The organism is Vagococcus fessus (genome assembly GCF_003987565.1).
Taxonomy (GTDB): Bacteria; Bacillota; Bacilli; order Lactobacillales; family Vagococcaceae; genus Vagococcus_D; species Vagococcus_D fessus.
The window spans coordinates 527,923-547,141 of sequence record NZ_NGJY01000001.1 but is presented as its reverse complement, the minus strand read 5'-3'; the positions used below and the strand labels follow the sequence as shown (position 1 = coordinate 547,141).

The window sequence follows — 19,219 nt, the reverse complement described above, 5'->3', positions numbered from 1 at the left end:
AAATGAGAGTTGTTTGAATTATATTAATTATTAAGTGTGTTTTTCTAATAAAGTAGGTTTATTAATAAAATTTAACATCGGAATACCCTATATATAAAGCTTTCTATATAACTTTTCTGTTAAATTAAAAAACAATTAGAAAAAGATATTGATTTCTCATTTATTTAACTGTATCATACTCGTTAACGGAACTTGAAAAAAGGTTGTCGGGTTTAAAGGAGGAAATACTATGAAAATGAAAAAGTTTATGTCAATTGGTTTAGTCTCGGTTGCAGTGCTGACTTTAGCAGCATGTGGCAAAGGAGAAGAGTCTTCAAAAGGGAAAGCGAAAGATAAAGGAAAGACCGAACAAGTCTTAAATTTATCAAGTCTAACGGAAATTCCATCTGCGGACATTTCTTTAAATACCGATGCTGAAGGTAGCAAAATGATAAATACAATTTATGAAGGAATCTATCGTGTAGATAAAGACGGCGTACCACAACCAGCAGGTGCGAAAGAATTAGCTAAAGTAAGTGACGACGGTAAAGTTTATACGATTAAATTACGTGAAGATGCGAAATGGTCCGATGGTGAGCCAGTAAAAGCTGCTGATTATGTGTATTCATGGCAACGAACAGTTGATCCAAAGACAGCTTCACAATATGCGTATATGTTTGAAGGAATTACCAATGCCAAAGAAATTAGCAAAGGGAAAAAGCCTGTTTCTGAATTAGGGATTAAAGCTAAGGGAGATTACGAGTTAGAAATCACACTGGATCAACCTATTGCCTATTTTGATCGTTTACTAGCCTTTCCTAATTTCTTCCCTCAACGTCAAGATATTGTTGAGAAATATGGTAAAGGATATGCAACAGCCAGTGAAAAATCAGTTTATAATGGACCATTCGTCTCTGTAGAGTTTGATGGCCCGGGTTCAGATACTGAGTGGGCTTATGAAAAAAATCCAGAATATTGGGACAAAGATACTGTAAAATTAAATCGTATTAATGTCACTGTTATTAAAGAAGCAAGTACAGCGGTTGGGTTATATAAAAATGGTCAGTTAGACCAAGTGACATTATCAAGTGAGTTGGCTCAACAATTAGGAAATGACCCAGATTATCAAATAGATGAAACAGCTAATACAGCTTATATCGAAATGAACCAAGCGAAAGAAGGCTCGCCATTTAAAAATGAGAACTTCAGAAAAGCGTTATATTACGGTATCGATCGTCAATCATATGTTGACAATTTATTAGCAAAAGGAAATGTTGTCTCAAGTGGGATTGTACCAAAAGGTATGGTGAAAAATCCTAAAACAGGAAAAGACTTCACTGAAGATGCTAATACTATGGTTAAATTCGATAAAGAAAAAGCTCAAGAGTACTTAGCTAAAGCTAAAAAAGAATTGGGCAAAGAGGAGATTAGTTTTGATTTATTAGCTGGAGATAGTGACGGAGCTAAGAAGAACTCTGAGTTTATCCAATCTCAAATTCAAACAAATTTACCTGGTGTAAAAGTAACGGTTAGTCCAGTAACATTTGCAGTTCGTCTAGAGCGTACAAATAAAGGTGATTTTGATGCTGTTATGGGCGGATGGAATGCCGATTATGCGGATGCAAGTAACTTCTTAGAGTTATTTAAATCAGATAATGCTTATAACCGTGGTAAATATAACAATCCTAAATACGATAAAGCAGTTGAAGAAGCAACTAAAAATGGAACTAATCCAGAAAAACGTTGGGAAAATCAATTGGAAGCAGAACGTATTCTAATGTCAGATTTTGGTGTTCTACCACTTAACCAAAACGTAACATCAGTATTAAGAAGTCCTAAAATTAAAAACTTAGTAACAAATAGTGCAGGAGCTAAAATTGATTACAAATGGATATCAATGGAAGACTAATAAACAGGAAACAAAAACCAAGTTCCTAAGTTAACTTGGTTTTTTGTTTCTCTTAGGTTTAAACGAAGAAAGGCGTGGGGTAGAGAGTGACTAATTTTATGAAGTATTTAGCCAAGCGTGTGGGCTTGATGATTGTAACATTGTGGTTAATTATAACAGCGACGTTCTTTTTAATGAATTTCTTGCCAGGTTCGCCATATGCTAACCAGGAGAAATTAAGCCCCGAACAAATTGAGTTATTAGATAAGCAGTCGGGATTAGATAAACCTTTAGCAGAGCGTTATGTGATTTATCTGAAGAATGTCAGCAAAGGTGATTTTGGCGTTTCTTTCCAATTCCAAAATCAACCTGTTTCAAAATTAATAGGCAAACGAATTGGACCCTCTGTTCAATTAGGAGTACAAGCTATTATTGTAGGAACGTTATTAGGCATTGGGCTAGGTGTCCTATCTGCCATGAAACAAAATACTTGGATTGATTCAGTTTCGACAGTTATTGCTATTTTAGGACGGTCAATTCCTAACTTTGTTTTTGCTGTTATTTTACAATATATTTTTGCTTTAAAATTAAATTGGTTTCCTATCGCTAAATGGGATCAAGGAATGTGGTCAACCATCTTACCAACATTGGCCTTAGCCATGTCGCCATTAGCTGATTCAGCCCGGTTTATACGAACAGAAATGGTCGAGGTATTAAGTAGTGACTATATTGAATTAGCTGAAGCCAAAGGGTTAAGTCGAGTGAAGGTCTCTTTCAAGCATGGGTTAAGAAATAGTTTGATTCCATTAGTAACCTTATTAGGTCCTATGACAGTGGGCTTACTAACGGGTTCGCTTGTTATTGAAAATATTTTCGCAGTGCCAGGTATTGGGGAGCAATTTGTAAAATCAATCATGATGAAAGATTTCCCAACGATTATGGCCATTACGATTATGTATTCAACGTTGCTAGTCGTTGTGATGTTAATTGTAGATATACTATACGGTTTAATTGACCCAAGAATTAGAGTGTCAGGAGGTAAAAAATAATGACTGTAAAAGTTGAGAATGAGTTAACTAACATCAAACCAGAATTTTTACCTTTAAACCGTGAAGGTATTAGTTCTGATGAAATAGAAGAGAAACCGTCCCTTAGTTTTATGCAAGATTCTTGGAGACGGTTAAAGAAAAACAAAGGTGCTGTTATTTCACTTGTTGTATTGATTTTGATTTCAATTGTATCTGTAGGGTCTATCTGGTTATCGCCACATGATCCATCAGAACAACATGTTGAATATATGAACTTACCCCCTCGTATTCCAGGTCTTCCAATTAATGGACTAAACGGTAAAGTCGAAACTAACGGAACAATTATTGATAAATATGCTGCGGTTCCAGAAGGGGTTAATTATATTTTAGGAACTGATGGATTAGGACGCGATGTGTTATCTCGTTTACTGATGGGAACACGTATGTCGTTATTAATCGCCTTAGTTGCGGCATTATTAGATATTACGATAGGTGTGATATATGGGCTGGTTTCAGGGATGAAAGGTGGCCGAGTGGATACCTTTATGCAACGTTTTATTGAGGTGTTAGCAGGTATTCCTAACTTAGTGGTGATGATTCTGATGTTAACGATTTTTGAACCAGGCATGATGTCGATTATCCTTGCGATGGTTATTACAGGATGGATTACCATGGCACGTATTGTCAGAGGTCAAACTTTAAAAGTTAAGAATGAAGAATATATTCTAGCCGCTAAAACATTGGGAGAACGACCGCTGAAGATTGCGACAAGACATATCTTGCCTAATATCAGTAGTGTTATTATTATCCAATTAATGTTTAGTATTCCGTCAGCTATCTTTTTCGAAGCCTTTCTTGGTTTCTTAGGAATAGGCTTACGACCACCAGTTGCGTCACTGGGAACTTTGCTGAATGAGGGCTATAAAACCTTCCAATATGTGCCACATTTACTTTGGATACCAGCCGTGACGTTATCGGTCATTATGATTAGTTTTAATTTACTAGCGGATGGGTTAAGAGATGCTTTTGACCCTAAAATGAAAGATTAGTGGGTGATGAGATGGAAAAATTATTAGAAGTTACCGATTTAAATATAGAATTTGCGACGTATGCAGGAGATGTCCACGCCATTCGTGGTGTTGATTTCTTTTTGAAAAAAGGCGAGACCCTTGCCATAGTTGGGGAATCAGGTTCTGGGAAATCAGTAACCTCGCGTAGTATTATGGGCTTACTAGCCAACAATGCCACAATTACATCAGGAGATATTGTATTTAAGGGTGAAAGCTTGGTGACAAAGAGTAAAAAAGAGATGCAGAAGATACGTGGTAAAGAGATTGGTATGATATTTCAAGACCCTATGACCTCTCTAAATCCAACGATGACGATAGGCAAACAAGTAGCGGAACCATTACGTATTCACTATGGTGCTTCTAAAAAAGAAGCCATGGAACGTGCTTTACAATTATTAGAATTAGTAGGTATCCCAAATGCAAAAGAACGTCTGTCAAATTACCCTCACCAATTTTCAGGAGGTCAAAGACAGCGGATTGTTATTGCGATTGCTTTAATTTGTAATCCGTCTATCTTAATTGCAGATGAACCAACAACCGCACTTGATGTAACTGTTCAGGCTCAAATTATTGAATTGATGAAAGAGATACAAGTGAAAATAGAGACATCGATTATTTTTATCACTCACGATTTAGGTGTAGTAGCCAATGTCGCTGACCGTGTAGCAGTAATGTATGCGGGACGTATTGTAGAAACAGGTTTGGTATCAGAAGTTTTTTATAATCCGCAGCATCCTTATACGTGGGGATTGTTGAGTTCGATGCCAAGTCTAGAACAAAAAGAAACAGCATTATATGCCATTCCAGGCACACCGCCTGATTTATTACACCCACCAACTGGCGATGCTTTCTATCCTAGAAATGACTATGCACTAGAGATAGACCGTCAAAAAGTGCCACCGATGTTTGAAGTGTCACCCACTCATTTTGCAGCAACATGGTTATTGTCACCAGACGCACCTAAAGTTGAGCCCCCTCAACAAATTAGAGAGCGTTGGGACTATTACCGTAAAAATTATCAGAGGAGCGAATAAGTATGACAAAGAAAGCATTATTAGAAGTGAAGCATTTAAAACAATATTTTAATGTCGGCTCTGAAGATGAAGTGAGAGCGGTAGATGATATTTCCATTGAGATTATGGAAGGTGAAACATTTGGTCTAGTTGGTGAGTCAGGCTGTGGTAAATCAACGACAGGGCGAACAATCATCAGACTATATGAACCAACTGCAGGTGAAATCGTGTTTGATGGTCAAGATATTAGCCGTATTAAGAAACAAAAAGACCTTCAAAAATTTAGACAAGAGATGCAGATGATATTCCAAGACCCTTATGCCTCATTAAATCCCCGTATGAAGGTCAAAGATATTATAGGACAAGGGATTGATATTCATAACTTAGCCAAAGATGATGACGATAGAACGCATCAAATCAATCAATTACTTGAAACAGTTGGGTTGAATGCCAGTCACGGCTCACGTTACCCACACGAGTTTTCAGGTGGACAACGTCAACGGATTGGGATTGCTCGAGCGTTAGCTGTTCAACCTAAATTTATTATTTGTGATGAACCGATTTCAGCTCTTGATGTGTCAATTCAAGCACAAGTGGTCAATTTATTAAAAGAGTTACAAATCAAGAAAAAGTTAACATATTTGTTTATCGCTCATGATTTATCAATGGTGAAATATATCAGTGACCGAATTGGTGTGATGCATTATGGTAAATTAGTTGAAGTAGGGTCTAGTGATGATGTTTATCAGTATGGCCTACATCCTTATACAGAAAGCTTATTATCAGCAATTCCCCAACCAGACCCTGATTTTGAAAAAGCCAGACAACGTGTCCCTTATAAAGGTCAAGACGACCAAGTCCGCGAGTTAAGAGAAATCGCACCGGGGCATTTGGTAAGATGTACAGAAGAAGAAGTGAAAATGTACCGAGAGAAGTTGGAGAGTAAGAAACAAGCGAATTAAAAAAGAGTCTATTCTTTTAAGAATAGACTCTTTTTTAATTTGTCATTCGTGGTACGCCAATATTTCGCCAGAATGAACGAGGTTTCGTCGCGTCTTTAATTGCTTGAAGAGCTTCTTTTTCTTTAGGAAAAAGTGAAATAGAATCAATAAAAATGTAAGAGAGGAGTGACTTGTGAAGATCAAGCAATTCATCTTCAGGTGATACTTGTCCTTTTTCCAGTTTATCGTGACTGGTTTTTAAGCTCATTAAAAGATACTGGCAAGATGTATCCGCATCAGGGCGTTTAATTAGCTCGTTATAGAGTTTATGGATAAGAGTTAGTGCTTGTTTGTTTTGTTCTTGTTTGTCTGCTTTCATAAGCCAAGACTCCTTTGATATAGGGATTTATGACTTTGATTATATACCTATATATCATGAAAGATAAGAGGTTAAATAAGTTTTGTTAAAAGGCTTATTTTTTGAGAAAACAAACCATTCCAACCCACTATCTAAAAGTCTTGCTCTTAATCAGACCGAGGCTTTTTATGTGTCCTGTTATTTGGTATGATAGTAAAGTTGGATAAAAGAGAATAAGGAGTACGATATATGTTATTTAGTATTAAAAAAGAAGAGTGGTTAGGAAATGTGAAAAATGATTTCTTCGCAGGTCTTGTGTCTTCTATAGCTATTTTGCCCGAAGTTATCGGGTTTGCGATTATCGCAGGAGTGAATCCTCTAACTGCTTTATTTGGGTCAAGTATCATGATGCTGGTGATTACCTTTACAGGTGGCCGGCCGGCTATGGTGACTGCAGCGGCTGGATCCATGGCTTTAGTGATGGTGGGGTTAATAAAATCTCACGGCATCGACTACATGTTAGCTGCAACGGTTCTAACCGGTATTTTTCAATTAATTTTAGGTTATGCTGGGATTCATAAGTTAATGAAGTATATATCTAGAACGGTCATGTACGGATTTGTTAATGCTTTGGCGATTATGATTTTTATGGCACAGGTTCAACAATTACCAGGTCAATCGGCCTTAACATTTGTGATGGTAGGGGTAACGATTTTACTAATGTACGTGTTACCAAGAGTGACAAAAGTATTGCCACCAGCACTTATTGCGATTGTCTTAATGGGTGTCGTATCAGTTACAATGCCTGGACAATTTCAAGTGATTGGTGACTTAGGTGATTTAAGTCAGACTAGTTTCAAATTTGCTTTACCACATGTTCCTCTAACAATAGAAACGTTAAAAATTATCATCGGACCAGCAGTCGCTCTTACGATGGTTGGTTTGATTGAATCGTTATTAACCTTGCCGATTATTGATGAGATGACTGAAACTAAGGGCGATGCTAAACGTGAAGTAAAAGCTCAAGGTATAGCGAACTTAGCTACGGCGTTCTTTGGTGGTCCAGCTGGGTGTGCCATGATTGGACAAGCTGTTATCAATGTTAAATCAGGTGGACGCACGCGCTTATCAACCTTAGTTGGTGGCACGTCGTTACTCATTCTAATTTTAGTCGGAAAAGAGTTAATGTTACAAATACCTACAGCTGTTTTAATTGGAATTATGATAACCGTAGCGATTGCGACATTTAATTGGGAGAGTTTGAATTTAATCAGAAGCTTCCAAGTCACTGAAAGTTTTATTATGATTGTAACGGTAGCGATTGTTGTTTATACGCATAATTTAGCTATCGGAATTGCGATAGGTGTCTTGTTGAGTGCGATTGTCTTTATGGCAAAACTATCAACGCTTAAATTTGATGAATCGGAAGAAACAATCCGTGTGTCAGGTCCGTTATTCTTCGCCTCAACTCACTCATTACAACGTTATTTTGATGACGAAAAAGTGAGCCTTGATGGGAAGACGATTGATTTCAGTCATATGGTAGTTTTAGACCATTCAGGAGAAGAAGTATTAAAAGAATGGTTAGAAAGCCATGATACACCTGCTCGTGCTATGACGATTAAAGGGTTATAATAGTAGTAATCAGAAGCCTGCTCTTAGGAGTGGGCTTTTTTAGCATATTCTTTGACGCGATGACGTGATTTCGGTATGATAGTAAAAATACCTAGGAGGGATAGTATGGGATTAAATGAATTTATATTAGGATTAAACAGTTTGGAGACCATTACACGTGCACCAGGATTTTTCAAATTTACCGAGCATACGGTAGCCGCCCATTCTTACCGAGTGGCGTCTATCGCACAAGTCTTAGGGGATATTGAAGAAGTAAACGGTGTGACGATTAATTGGAAATCATTATACGAAAAAGCATTGAATCATGATTATACAGAACGTTTTATTGGAGATATTAAGACCCCGGTCAAATATGCCAGCAAAGAATTAAGAGGCATGTTACAGACGGTAGAAGAAAAAATGACCGACCAGTTTATTGAAGAGGAAATTCCAAGTGAGTTTCAAGATATTTATAGAAGACGCTTATTTGAAGGGAAAGACGATACAGTTGAAGGTGAAATTTTAGCCATTGCGGATAAAGTGGATTTGTTGTACGAATCATTTGAGGAGATTGTTAAAAATAATCCAGAGCCGGTATACAAAGAGATGTTTATCGAATCAGTCGAAACGATTAAAAAGTTTGAACACCGTCCATCTGTGGGCTATTTCTTTAAGGAAATATTCCCTGAGTTATTGTTACCTGACTTCTACGGTAAAGAAGCCTTTATGGCGAAGATTAGTGAGCGAATTTAAATTTGAAATTTAGGTTTAAATAGTAACGAAACATCAATGCAAGTGCTATACTAGTGGGGAATGAAAACGTTTAAAGGAGAGCTGGGACATGACAGAAAAACTAGTAGTTTTAAATGATTTATCAGTAGAAAAGAAGACTGAGTTAATTGACCGTTTTAAGACCGTTGAGTTTAGTTTTACCAATCCTAAAGATGTGACAGATGACGAATTAGCACGTGCGACGATTATTTGGGGCAATTTACATCCCAAAAGATTACATAATAAATTAGATAAATTAAAATGGATACAGCTCTGCAGTGCAGGCTATGATGCCTACAATAAACCTGATTTATTACCAGAACAGACTACGTTAACAAATGCCAAAGGGGCATACGGCTTAACTGTGGCAGAGCATACACTTGCTACGACCATGATGGCAATGAGAAAACTTCATTTATACCATAAAAATCAACTGACTCATGATTGGAAAAATGAAGGGAAAATCAAATCAATCTATGGCTCAAAAGTCGGCATCATTGGACTTGGAGATATTGGCCGTAATATTGCTGAAAAGTTCTCAGGATTAGGTAGTGAGATTATCGGCTTTTATAAATCAGATAAAGTAAGTTTCCCATTTGTAAAAGAAGTTAGAACCGTTGATAATATGGCTGAAAAAGTCAGTGACTTAGATGTCTTAATACTTTGCGTTCCAGCAATGGCGAGCAATTACCATTTAGTAGATAGTGAGTTACTTGCGAAAATGAAATCAGATGCCATCCTTGTAAATGTGGGGCGTGGTAGTCTGGTTGATTTAGAGGCATTATGTACCCATATGAAGCAAGAAGATGAGTTTACAGCGGTGTTAGATGTAACTGAACCAGAGCCATTACCAGAAAATCATGACGCATGGGATTTGAAAAATATGATTATCACCCCTCATGTTGCTGGTGGTTTTGATTTAGAAGAAACCTTAACTAAATACATAGAAATAGCGGAAAATAATCTTGAGAAGTTCTTGAAAGAGGACCCGTTATCTAATGTTGTGAAAAAAGGATTCTAACAAAAAAGAGAGCCAAAGGGCTCTCTTTTTTAGTGGTGATGCAACCGACGCATCATGTGACGTGCGGTAGGTTGAGCGATTAAAAGTTCAATAAACAATACAATCGTAAAGTTACGAGGCCATGCTGTAATGAAACGATTTAATAGTCCAGTTTGAATGGCAAAACCGTGACCGACAACATCACCAATTACTGTCATAATTACGGACATACCGATGACGGTAAAAAATACATTAAATAAGACCTGAGCATTAAAACTATCATTGGCATGACTAAATTTAGTTAGAAGAGGCATCACCGCTTTTCTAATGACAAAATTTTCTAGCAACATAGCTATAACAAAAAATAGAGGAAAAGCTTTGAGTACTGTTGTGACATAGTGACTATCTACAGCTCTGAATTCTAAGTAGATATTAAAACTAGACATCAAAAAGGCGGTTATCCCGCAAATGATACTGCCATAAAGAAGACCTTCCTTTGGATTGTGTGGTAAACGTAAATCGTGTGACATAAAAAAACTCCTATCTTTCTTAATATCAGTAAACAAAAAAGACGCAGAAACCATCTTGGCAGATGGTTCCTACGTCTTACGAGTAATGTTCACTGTAAAAATAGTGTAGCAGATTAAAAAAATTCTCGTAAGTAAAAAATAAAAGTTTACTAGTAAGGGGATATTATTTGAAACATATAGTTAGAATGCACTAGTGTATCATGATACACTAAAGGTAATGAGGAGGGAATTTATGAAACGAGTAACGACCGATTTAGAGGCTTATTTCCCGAGAGACTATATCAAGTTTGATAAGTGCTGTATTGATAATGCTGCGGATATTAAAGAGATGCAGAAGTCTGAGTTAACGAAGCGTAAGTTGGCTAAGTTTGAGGAGCTAGTTGTAGATGAGGGGTTATCTGATTTTTGGAAAGAGAATCGATTTAAAGAAATTGATACACTAGAATATACAGAAACAGTCTTGCTAGATAGTTTTATTCCCTTATACGAGTTAGTTTTACTTGCTTATTATAGGAAGAAACTAGATAAATTGCTTGAAATAGACTGGAAGATAGAAGAATACACTTTAAAGAGTAAAAAAGGAGTAGCTTGAAAAAAACAAGCTACTCCTTTTAAATTTTATTCGTAAGCTTTTTCAAATAATGAAATAATATCAGCTTTTGTTCCTTGACGTGGGTTACTGAAGGCATTTCCATCGACTAAGGCATTTGTTGCCATTAACTCGAAGTCTTCACGTTTGACACCCATTTCTTTAAGTGTTGATGGAATACCAACATCAGTTGCAAGTGTACGCATCGCATTGATAGCAAGTACTGCAGCATCGCGTTTTGATAAACCAGAAACATCTTCACCCATAAATTCGGCAATATCAGCAAATTTATCAATGTTTGAAATCATGTTGTATTCTTCAACAGTTGGTAAAAGAATCGCATTGGCAACACCATGAGCCATATCGTATTGTCCACCTAATTGGTGAGCCATAGCATGTACGTAACCAAGGTCAGCATTGTTAAAGGCCATACCAGCAAGAAGTGAAGCGTACGCCATATTTTCACGCGCTTCAACATTTTGTCCATTGGCAACAGCTTGGCGTAAGTTTGTGCTAATTAGTTTGATCGCTTGGATAGCAGCCGCATCTGTTACAGGGTTAGCATTTTTAGAGACATAAGATTCAACCGCATGAGTTAAAGCATCCATACCTGTTGCAGCTGTAAGGCCAGCTGGAATATCTAACATTAATAATGGATCATTAATAGAAACAACAGGGACATTACGCCAGCTTACGATAACGAATTTTAAATGTGTTTCTGAATTTGTTAAGACACAGTGACGTGTAATTTCACTTGCAGTACCAGCTGTTGTATTGACAGCAACAATTGGAGGAAGTGGGTTATCAAGTGTTTCAATACCAGCTAATTCAGTAAGAGGTTTGTCGTGTGTTGCTGCAATACCAATACCTTTACCACAGTCATGAGCAGAACCACCACCAACAGTGATAATAGCGTCACAATTGTTATCATTGTAAACGGCTAATCCGTCTAAACAGTTAGAGATTTTAGGATTAGGTTCAACACCGTCATAGAAAACATACTCAATATTTTTATCATTTAAATGTTTTTCAACTTGTTTCACTGGACCATTTTCCATATTACGTAAGAAACCATCTGTTACGATAAGAGCTTTTTTAACGCCTAGAAGTTCGACACGATCTCCAATGACCTCAACAGATTTAGGACCAAAGAAGTTTACATTAGGTAAAAAGTAATCAAAATAACGCATAATAAATTCCTCTTTTCTTTTAATGGTGTAGGGAATGTATCCCTTTTCAAAACTATATCTAAAGTATAAAACTTTTTGTGAATAATTGAACGGACAAATCGTTAAATATGTCCTATAAAAAAAACGGAACAACAGTTGTGTTCTTATTTGATATTTATGTATAGAAAGTTTTCTTAGTGTATTTAAAATACAATACACTAGGTAGAGTGTTCATTAAAAACCTGATAATACACTATCGATACACAACGAAATAGTAAAGAGTGTATTATCTATGACGAAAATTGCCGTGGTTTGGTGGAAAATGACCGACACACTAAATTTGGCACGGTAATTGCTTGTATAAAGGTGATCTTTAAAAAAAGATAAATGAAATAGGAGGGATTAGAATATGGTAGGAATTATCCTAGCCAGTCACGGTGAATTCGCTGAAGGTATCTTACAATCCGGCGCTATGATTTTCGGAGAGCAAGAGAACGTAAAAGCTATTACGTTAATGCCTAGTGAAGGACCTGAAGATGTTAAGGCTAAAATGCAAGAAGCTATCGCAACATTTGACGATCAAGAAGAAGTTTTATTCTTAGTTGATTTATGGGGCGGTACACCTTTTAACCAAGCAAATACATTGTTTGAGGACCACAAAGACAAATGGGCTATCGTAGCTGGTATGAATTTACCAATGGTTATCGAAGCGTATGCGTCACGTTTTTCAATGAACTCAGCTCAAGAAATTGCAGCTCACGTTCTTGAAACAGCAAAAGAAGGGGTTAGAGTTCGTCCAGAAGCTCTAGAACCTGAAGAAGCAGCACCAGCAGTAGCTGAAAAAGAAGAAATTCAAGGCGCTATTGCACCAGGAACTGTTTTAGGAAATGGTGAAATTGAGTTTGTTCTAGCTCGTATTGACTCTCGTCTATTACATGGACAAGTTGCAACAGCTTGGACTAAAACAACACAACCAAACCGTATTATCGTAGTATCTGATGCAGTAGCAAAAGATGACTTACGTAAGAAATTAATCGAACAAGCTGCTCCTCCAGGGGTTAAAGCTAACGTTATCCCAATCAGTAAAATGATTGAAATTTCAAAAGATCCTCGTTTTGGTAATACAAAAGCGTTACTATTATTTGAAACACCTCAAGACGTTTTACGCGCATTAGAAGGTGGCGTAGATATTAAAGAAGTTAATATCGGTTCAATGGCTCACTCAGTGGGTAAAGTAGTAGTAAGTAAAGTATTATCTATGGGACAAGATGATGTGGATACATTTGCGAAAATCAAAGAAAAAGGCGTTAAATTTGATGTCCGTAAAGTACCAAATGATTCTAAAGCCAACATGGATGAGATTTTGAAAAAAGCACAAACAGAAATTAACAATGCAAAATAAAAATTAAATAATATAGGAGGCTTATCATGTCAGCACTATCAATGATTTTAGTTATACTTATTGCGTTCCTAGCTGGTATGGAAGGGATTTTAGATGAATTCCAATTCCATCAACCATTAGTGGCGTGTACATTAATCGGTTTAGTAACAGGTAACCTAGAAGCTGGTATCATCTTAGGTGGTACATTACAAATGATCGCTTTAGGTTGGGCAAATATCGGAGCAGCAGTAGCACCAGATGCTGCTTTAGCATCAGTTGCATCAGCAATTATTTTAGTATTAGGTGGTCAAGGTGTTAAAGGTGTTGATACAGCGATTGCGGTTGCCGTACCTTTAGCAGTAGCAGGTTTATTCTTAACAATGATCGTTCGTACATTAGCTGTGCCAATCGTTCACATGATGGATGCAGCAGCTGAAAAAGGTAACATCAGACGTTTAGAAATGTTACACATGGCCGCAGTAGCAATGCAAGGTTTACGTATTGCAATTCCTGCAGCAGCATTATTATTCATCCCAGCTTCAACTGTTCAAGGATTCTTAGAGTCAATGCCAGCATGGTTAAATGAAGGTATGGCTATCGGTGGTGGAATGGTCGTTGCCGTAGGTTACGCACTTGTAATCAACATGATGGCAACAAAAGAAGTATGGCCTTTCTTCATTTTAGGTTTCGTTGTAGCAGCAATGTCAGAATTAACATTAATCGCTTTAGGTGGTATCGGTGTGGCACTTGCTCTTATCTACTTAAACTTATCTAAAATGGGTGGTTCATCTAACGGAGGAAGCAACAGTAACTCAGGCGACCCACTAGGCGACATCTTAAATGACTATTAATCCTGAAGGAGGAGAACAGAAAATGGCAGAAAAAATTGAATTAACTAAAAAAGACCGTCTAGCCGTAGCTTGGCGCTCAACATTTATTCAAGGTTCATGGAACTACGAACGTATGCAAAATGGTGGTTGGGCATTCTCAATGATCCCAGCAATCAAGAAATTATATAAAACTGACGAAGAACGCTCTCAAGCAATGAAACGTCATTTAGAATTCTTTAATACACATCCATATATCGCATCACCAATCTTAGGAGTAACTTTAGCACTTGAAGAAGAACGTGCAAATGGCGCTCCAGTTGATGATGTTGCGATTCAAGGGGTTAAGGTTGGTATGATGGGACCTTTAGCTGGTATCGGTGATCCAGTATTCTGGTTTACATTACGTCCGATCTTAGGAGCTTTAGGAGCTTCTCTTGCAATGACTGGTAACATTATGGGACCAATCATTTTCTTCGTAGCTTGGAACTTAATTCGTATGGCATTCATGTGGTACACACAAGAATTTGGTTATAAAGCCGGTTCTAAAATTACGGATGATTTATCAGGTGGTTTATTACAAGATGTCACTAAAGGAGCGTCAATCCTCGGGATGTTCGTTCTGGCAGCATTGGTACAACGTTGGGTATCTATTAAATTCTTACCAGTTGTATCTGAGGTTAAACTAGATGATGGCGCATTTATCGAATGGAATAAATTACCAGCAGGTGGCGAAGGTATGCAACAAGCTTTCGAAAAAGTAAACTCTGGTATGGCATTATCACAAACTAAAGTAACAACATTACAAGATAACTTAGATCAATTAATTCCTGGCTTAATGCCGTTATTATTAACTTTCTTCTGTATGTGGTTACTTAAGAAAAAAGTTAGTCCTATTGTTATCATCCTTGGCTTATTCGTAGTTGGGATCGTTGGACACTTAATCGGTTTATTATAGAAACAAATTAAAAGCTCGGAACTTCCGAGCTTTTTTTAATAGCCTAATGTCTTGAAACAACGTATAATAATAGTAAGAAGAGAGACAGAAATGGAGCTTAAAAGATGGTACAATCAATTAATACAAAAGTAGATTTGGTCATTGATGCCACATCATTCACTGGTTTAACCGATTACGGTAAAATCATGGTAGGAGATAAAGGTTTTGAGTTTTACAATGACCGTGATAAACGTAAATTCATCCAAATTCCGTGGGAAGAAGTAGATTTAGTTCTAGCTTCTGTGATGTTCAAAGGAAAATGGATTCCACGCTACGCTATTCAAACTAAGAAAAATGGCACGTATACTTTTTCATCTAAGCAGCCTAAGAAGGTCCTTAGAGCTGTAAGAGAGTATGTTGAACCAGACCGTATGGTTCATTCTCTTAGCTTTATGGATGTGGTGAAACGTGGATTCAAATCGATAGGTAAAAAGAAAAAATAGATGTATTAAAGACTGTAAAATTCTTGATAGGAAGAATTTTACAGTCTTTTTCTATAAAAATAATGGAACTAACAAAAAATAACTAAGGAAATGTTCGTTATTTAAATGGTAAATAATATGAATAATGAAACATTATTATAGTTTAAGTCTGTTATGAGCGTTAAAACTGTACCAAGATTGTATATATAAAACCTCGAAGTGCTTAAAATAAGATTATGACTTATTATTTATTTAATTTATTATTAATTGTACCTTAAGAAGGTATAGACGACTGCATAGTCTAGCAAACGGATTCATTATATCAAATAAGCTATGAGTCAACTTATTATAAGATAGGAGGAATAGACAATGAGTCAACTTTTTTTCAATAATGCTCAGATGGAAAAGTATGAAGTTTTACATTATATCTTAAGTTTGCACCACAATGAACAGGTCAGTCAGCAGTTCCAAAAAAAATTATCTGTTGACAGACATAGAATTAGAACCATTAATAAAGATTTGATTGATTGTGGTGTAGCATTAAAAATAAAATCTAATCTACGTTATTGTTATTCAGAAAAAATTGATCAAGAGGATATGTTTGAGTATTACAATAAAAAGACATTGGCCAAGTATTATCATTATTTACTCAATCAGTCTAACTTATTTCATCTTATTTTTTACTTAGTCACTCATAAACGAACAACAATTGAAACAGCAGCGTGTGATTTGAGTATATCAAATAGTTATATTTATAAATTAGTTGCCTATTTTAATCAAGAAAGTGGTCCGAAATATGGTGTCACAATAGAAATCGAAAAAAGATATTTGGCATTTTCAGGGGATGAGGATAAGCTAATCGTAGCTTTATTTGCATTTTACGCGATTTCGCCAGAATGTGATTGTCATACTTATACAACCCTTAAGGCTAATAGTGATCACTTTTTAGAGTTATTAAGACCACCATTAATTAGAATTTTAGAGAAGACAGAAGCTTTTACAGATGCTGAACTTTTATTTGAATTGTATAAAAGTTTATACCTAACGTTACCAACCGCCCATTCGATTGAATTGATAGGTTATGATTTAGTTCAAGAAGGCGGTCCGTTGATTAAAATTGTTTCAAAATTAATTAAGTATTATAGTACTCAATATGGTCAAATCGACCTTAAAGAACTGAGTTACTACGTTCCGGAATTAATAAAACTAATGGTCTTATTGAAAGTTGAACCAACTCCGCATTACTGTATAGAAATTGATGACGTAACGATGACAGATAATGATTATCAAGAAATTACAAGTGTAGAGAGGATTTTATTAGAAGAAAAATTCTATTTAGAAAGAAAAAAAATAAAGGGACTTATTTGCTTTATGAAGCGATTTTTAAATCATAGTAGAAGTTTAGTTAAGGTTAAACTCTATGTTAAGTTAGTTGGCTCTAATCTTTTGACTGATTTATATAAAAAATCAATCACCCAATTATTTAACTTTGATACAGTTTGTATAGTTGAAGATATTAGCATGGCTGATATTATTTTAACTAATGATATGAAACAAGTTAAAAATTACGATAAAACAAAGTATGTTTATGTCATTCAAGAAGTAACAGAAGAATTCGAGAAAAAAGATTATCTACATTTTATTATAAAAATAGTTAAAAAGCTGAGCTCCGAGTGAGTAATATAGAGAGTTTAAAATAAAGTGTTCTTAAATCGAACATTAAAAAATGTATTTTTATACACTTTTAAGACGAAAAACAAATAAATAGTATATGTTTTTTTATGAAACTAGGTATAATAAGAACCTTAACCAGGTTTAAATGAAGAGTGTATTTAGTGATTAACCGTATAAGAGGCAATTTTACTGACTTTGAATAAAAATAAAAGATAAATCTTCACTCGTTTTAGAATACTATTTTTAACAGAAACAGAAAAACAGTAGATAGAGTGCGTTGTTATAATTTCTCTAACTATATACTATTAACTAATAAATGGTGAAGAGATTGATAAAATCATATCGTTTATAGGGGAGTATAAAGAAATAGAAATTAACTTAGTAAGTGGGTCGATTTTGTTAGTAGTTAATTTTAAGTATTTTATTCCTGTTAATTTAGGGAGGCGAGTAGATGAGTGGTATTTTTTTAAATAACTCACAGAGAGAAAAGTATAGTATGTTAGAGTTTATTTTAACCGAAAATGATTTTGAGAAAAAAAAAATCATAAATAAAGACACGTGTAGACATAGGGTGGCCGCAATAAATGCTGATTTAGTATCATGTGGAATTGATATGACGATTTCTAATAATTTAACGTATCATTACACCTCAGATGATTTTTATAACGAGTTAACGCAGTATTACAATAGATTAGTTTTATATAGTTATCATAATTATCTACTTAACCAATCCTCAATTTTCCACTTAGTCGTTTATTTAATCGTAAATAACAATGAGGCTAATTTAGATAATGCGGTTTATGATTTAAATGTTTCAACCAGTTACATTTACAAGTTGATTTCTCAGTTTAATGAAATCAGTGAAGCTAAACTTGATATTTCAATTTCAATAAAGAAGAAAAAAATCTCATTCACTGGGCCAACTAATAAATTGATTAGTTTAGTATTTGAATTTGTCAAAGCTTACCCATTAAAGTCTGAAATTACGATGGCTTATTTTAATAACAGCTCGCCAAATGACATTGAATTAGAAGATGTGAGGCCCTACCTCCTAAGAATATTTAACATGGACGACATGTCGAGTAATACGGATTTACTTTTCAAAATGTATAATTCAATGCATGATGAAAAAGAATCAATAAATGATAATTTGGAAGTAGGTTATGATTTGATGAAAATGGGAGGCCCAATAGTGGAACTCCTATATATATTGATTGATTATTATAGTAAGGATTATGAGCAAATTAAATCTAAAGAATTGCTTCTATATATAGTAGACTGGGTCAAATTGGTTACCTTAGTTAAAATTACTCCCATCGACTTATTCTTTTCAGGTATTGATCGCGCAACGTTGGAAAGATATTCTGATAAGATATCTCAAGAGTCTGAAGGGTTATTAGAGCATGTGTCTTTAAAGGATATCCAGTTTACGAAAGAGCAATTTGAAGCGTTGCTCCTTTTTTCAAGACCATTTTTAGAAAAGAGTAAACCAACTAAAAAATTAAAAATCTATGTAAGAATTGTGGATTCGTTAGTGTTAACAGAGTTATATAGAGATTCTATTAAAGAAATATTTAATCCGGAGACGATTGAGTTAGTGACGACTAGTCATGAAGCTTCTATTATAGTGACAGACAATACAAAAAGTATCACACTTCGTAAGAATGGAAAAACAGTTTACCTCATTAGAGATGTGATCACAGAATTTGAAACAAAAAAATACAGACAGTTTATTGTTAATTTTATTGACACCATAGAACAAGATGCTGTCGAGAGAAATCAAAAATGTGTAGAAAAACTGTCTGTTCATGCGAAAGATTTTTCTATGTAGCGTTTATAGTTATACAATTAAAAACAGAATGTGAAATTTTATTATACGAAAAGTCAGTACAATTAGGAATAGTGGTTAAATAATAGAGAATTCGTGGTAGTAATTCACTAAGACGATAAGATTGAAAGGTTGTAAAC

General features: G+C 35.4%; 17 protein-coding genes and 1 pseudogene. 15 read left to right on the top strand and 3 right to left on the bottom strand.

What is annotated here, in order from left to right; genetic code table 11:
* Nucleotides 1–235 precede the first annotated feature (235 nt).
* The 5 genes from CBF31_RS02680 (at nt 236) to CBF31_RS02660 (ending at nt 5,940) form a co-directional block, all read left to right on the top strand.
* Complete coding sequence (locus tag CBF31_RS02680) at nt 236–1,888, top strand: peptide ABC transporter substrate-binding protein (protein ID WP_170167876.1); 1,653 nt, start codon at nt 236–238, stop codon at nt 1,886–1,888.
* 86 nt (nt 1,889–1,974) lie between these two features.
* On the top strand, nt 1,975–2,916 hold the full coding sequence (gene opp3b / locus CBF31_RS02675; protein WP_170167851.1) for an oligopeptide ABC transporter permease: 942 nt from the start codon (nt 1,975–1,977) through the stop codon (nt 2,914–2,916).
* Nucleotides 2,916–3,944 (top strand): ABC transporter permease, encoded by a 1,029-nt coding sequence (locus CBF31_RS02670; RefSeq protein WP_126830711.1) that lies wholly within the window; start codon nt 2,916–2,918, stop codon nt 3,942–3,944. Before opp3b ends, CBF31_RS02670 begins: the two co-directional genes overlap by 1 nt.
* 11 nt (nt 3,945–3,955) lie before the next feature.
* Nucleotides 3,956–4,999: an ABC transporter ATP-binding protein gene (locus CBF31_RS02665; RefSeq protein ID WP_126830709.1), complete on the top strand. Its 1,044-nt coding sequence runs from the start codon at nt 3,956–3,958 to the stop codon at nt 4,997–4,999.
* A 2-nt stretch (nt 5,000–5,001) separates the two neighbouring features.
* On the top strand, nt 5,002–5,940 hold the full coding sequence (locus CBF31_RS02660; RefSeq protein ID WP_170167850.1) for an ABC transporter ATP-binding protein: 939 nt from the start codon (nt 5,002–5,004) through the stop codon (nt 5,938–5,940).
* A gap of 34 nt (nt 5,941–5,974) precedes the next feature.
* Here CBF31_RS02660 and CBF31_RS02655 read toward each other — a convergent pair whose 3' ends face one another.
* Nucleotides 5,975–6,298, bottom strand: a complete 324-nt coding sequence (locus CBF31_RS02655; RefSeq protein ID WP_126830705.1) for a hypothetical protein — start codon at nt 6,296–6,298, stop codon at nt 5,975–5,977.
* A gap of 228 nt (nt 6,299–6,526) precedes the next feature.
* On the opposite strand from CBF31_RS02655, the pseudogene CBF31_RS02650 reads away from it, so the two are divergent.
* The 3 genes and pseudogenes from CBF31_RS02650 to CBF31_RS02640 form a co-directional block, all read left to right on the top strand.
* Nucleotides 6,527–7,666: pseudogene (locus CBF31_RS02650) on the top strand (SulP family inorganic anion transporter); the annotation flags it as partial.
* Nucleotides 7,667–8,017: 351 nt separating this feature from the next.
* On the top strand, nt 8,018–8,644 hold the full coding sequence (locus CBF31_RS02645; RefSeq protein ID WP_126830701.1) for a YfbR-like 5'-deoxynucleotidase: 627 nt from the start codon (nt 8,018–8,020) through the stop codon (nt 8,642–8,644).
* Between the two features lie 88 nt (nt 8,645–8,732).
* Nucleotides 8,733–9,683 carry a D-2-hydroxyacid dehydrogenase gene (locus CBF31_RS02640; RefSeq protein WP_126830699.1) on the top strand — a complete coding sequence of 317 codons (951 nt, stop codon included), beginning with the start codon at nt 8,733–8,735 and terminating at the stop codon, nt 9,681–9,683.
* 29 nt (nt 9,684–9,712) lie between these two features.
* Here the strand turns inward: CBF31_RS02640 and CBF31_RS02635 are convergent, their stop codons facing one another.
* Nucleotides 9,713–10,192, bottom strand: a complete 480-nt coding sequence (locus CBF31_RS02635) for a DUF2798 domain-containing protein (RefSeq protein ID WP_126830697.1) — start codon at nt 10,190–10,192, stop codon at nt 9,713–9,715.
* Between the two features lie 232 nt (nt 10,193–10,424).
* Between CBF31_RS02635 and CBF31_RS02630 the strand changes: the two genes are divergently transcribed.
* The gene (locus CBF31_RS02630) at nt 10,425–10,784 is read left to right on the top strand and encodes a hypothetical protein (protein WP_126830695.1); all 360 of its coding nucleotides are present in this window, start codon (nt 10,425–10,427) and stop codon (nt 10,782–10,784) included.
* Nucleotides 10,785–10,810: 26 nt separating this feature from the next.
* Here the strand turns inward: CBF31_RS02630 and CBF31_RS02625 are convergent, their stop codons facing one another.
* A complete protein-coding gene (locus CBF31_RS02625; RefSeq protein ID WP_281272804.1) occupies nt 10,811–11,974 on the bottom strand; it encodes an iron-containing alcohol dehydrogenase in 1,164 nt (387 codons plus the stop codon).
* 385 nt (nt 11,975–12,359) lie between these two features.
* On the opposite strand from CBF31_RS02625, the gene CBF31_RS02620 reads away from it, so the two are divergent.
* From CBF31_RS02620 to CBF31_RS02595, 6 genes are all read left to right on the top strand, one after another.
* Entirely contained in the window at nt 12,360–13,352 is a 993-nt protein-coding gene (locus CBF31_RS02620; protein ID WP_126830691.1) for a mannose/fructose/sorbose PTS transporter subunit IIA, read from the top strand.
* Between the two features lie 26 nt (nt 13,353–13,378).
* Nucleotides 13,379–14,182, top strand: a complete 804-nt coding sequence (locus tag CBF31_RS02615) for a PTS mannose/fructose/sorbose transporter subunit IIC (protein WP_126830689.1) — start codon at nt 13,379–13,381, stop codon at nt 14,180–14,182.
* A gap of 22 nt (nt 14,183–14,204) precedes the next feature.
* Complete coding sequence (locus tag CBF31_RS02610) at nt 14,205–15,116, top strand: PTS system mannose/fructose/sorbose family transporter subunit IID (RefSeq protein WP_126830687.1); 912 nt, start codon at nt 14,205–14,207, stop codon at nt 15,114–15,116.
* A 104-nt stretch (nt 15,117–15,220) separates the two neighbouring features.
* Nucleotides 15,221–15,598: a DUF956 family protein gene (locus CBF31_RS02605; protein WP_126830685.1), complete on the top strand. Its 378-nt coding sequence runs from the start codon at nt 15,221–15,223 to the stop codon at nt 15,596–15,598.
* A 348-nt stretch (nt 15,599–15,946) separates the two neighbouring features.
* The gene (locus CBF31_RS02600) at nt 15,947–17,254 is read left to right on the top strand and encodes a helix-turn-helix domain-containing protein (RefSeq protein ID WP_126830683.1); all 1,308 of its coding nucleotides are present in this window, start codon (nt 15,947–15,949) and stop codon (nt 17,252–17,254) included.
* Nucleotides 17,255–17,702: 448 nt separating this feature from the next.
* The gene (locus tag CBF31_RS02595) at nt 17,703–19,082 is read left to right on the top strand and encodes a hypothetical protein (protein ID WP_126830681.1); all 1,380 of its coding nucleotides are present in this window, start codon (nt 17,703–17,705) and stop codon (nt 19,080–19,082) included.
* Nucleotides 19,083–19,219: the final 137 nt, after the last annotated feature.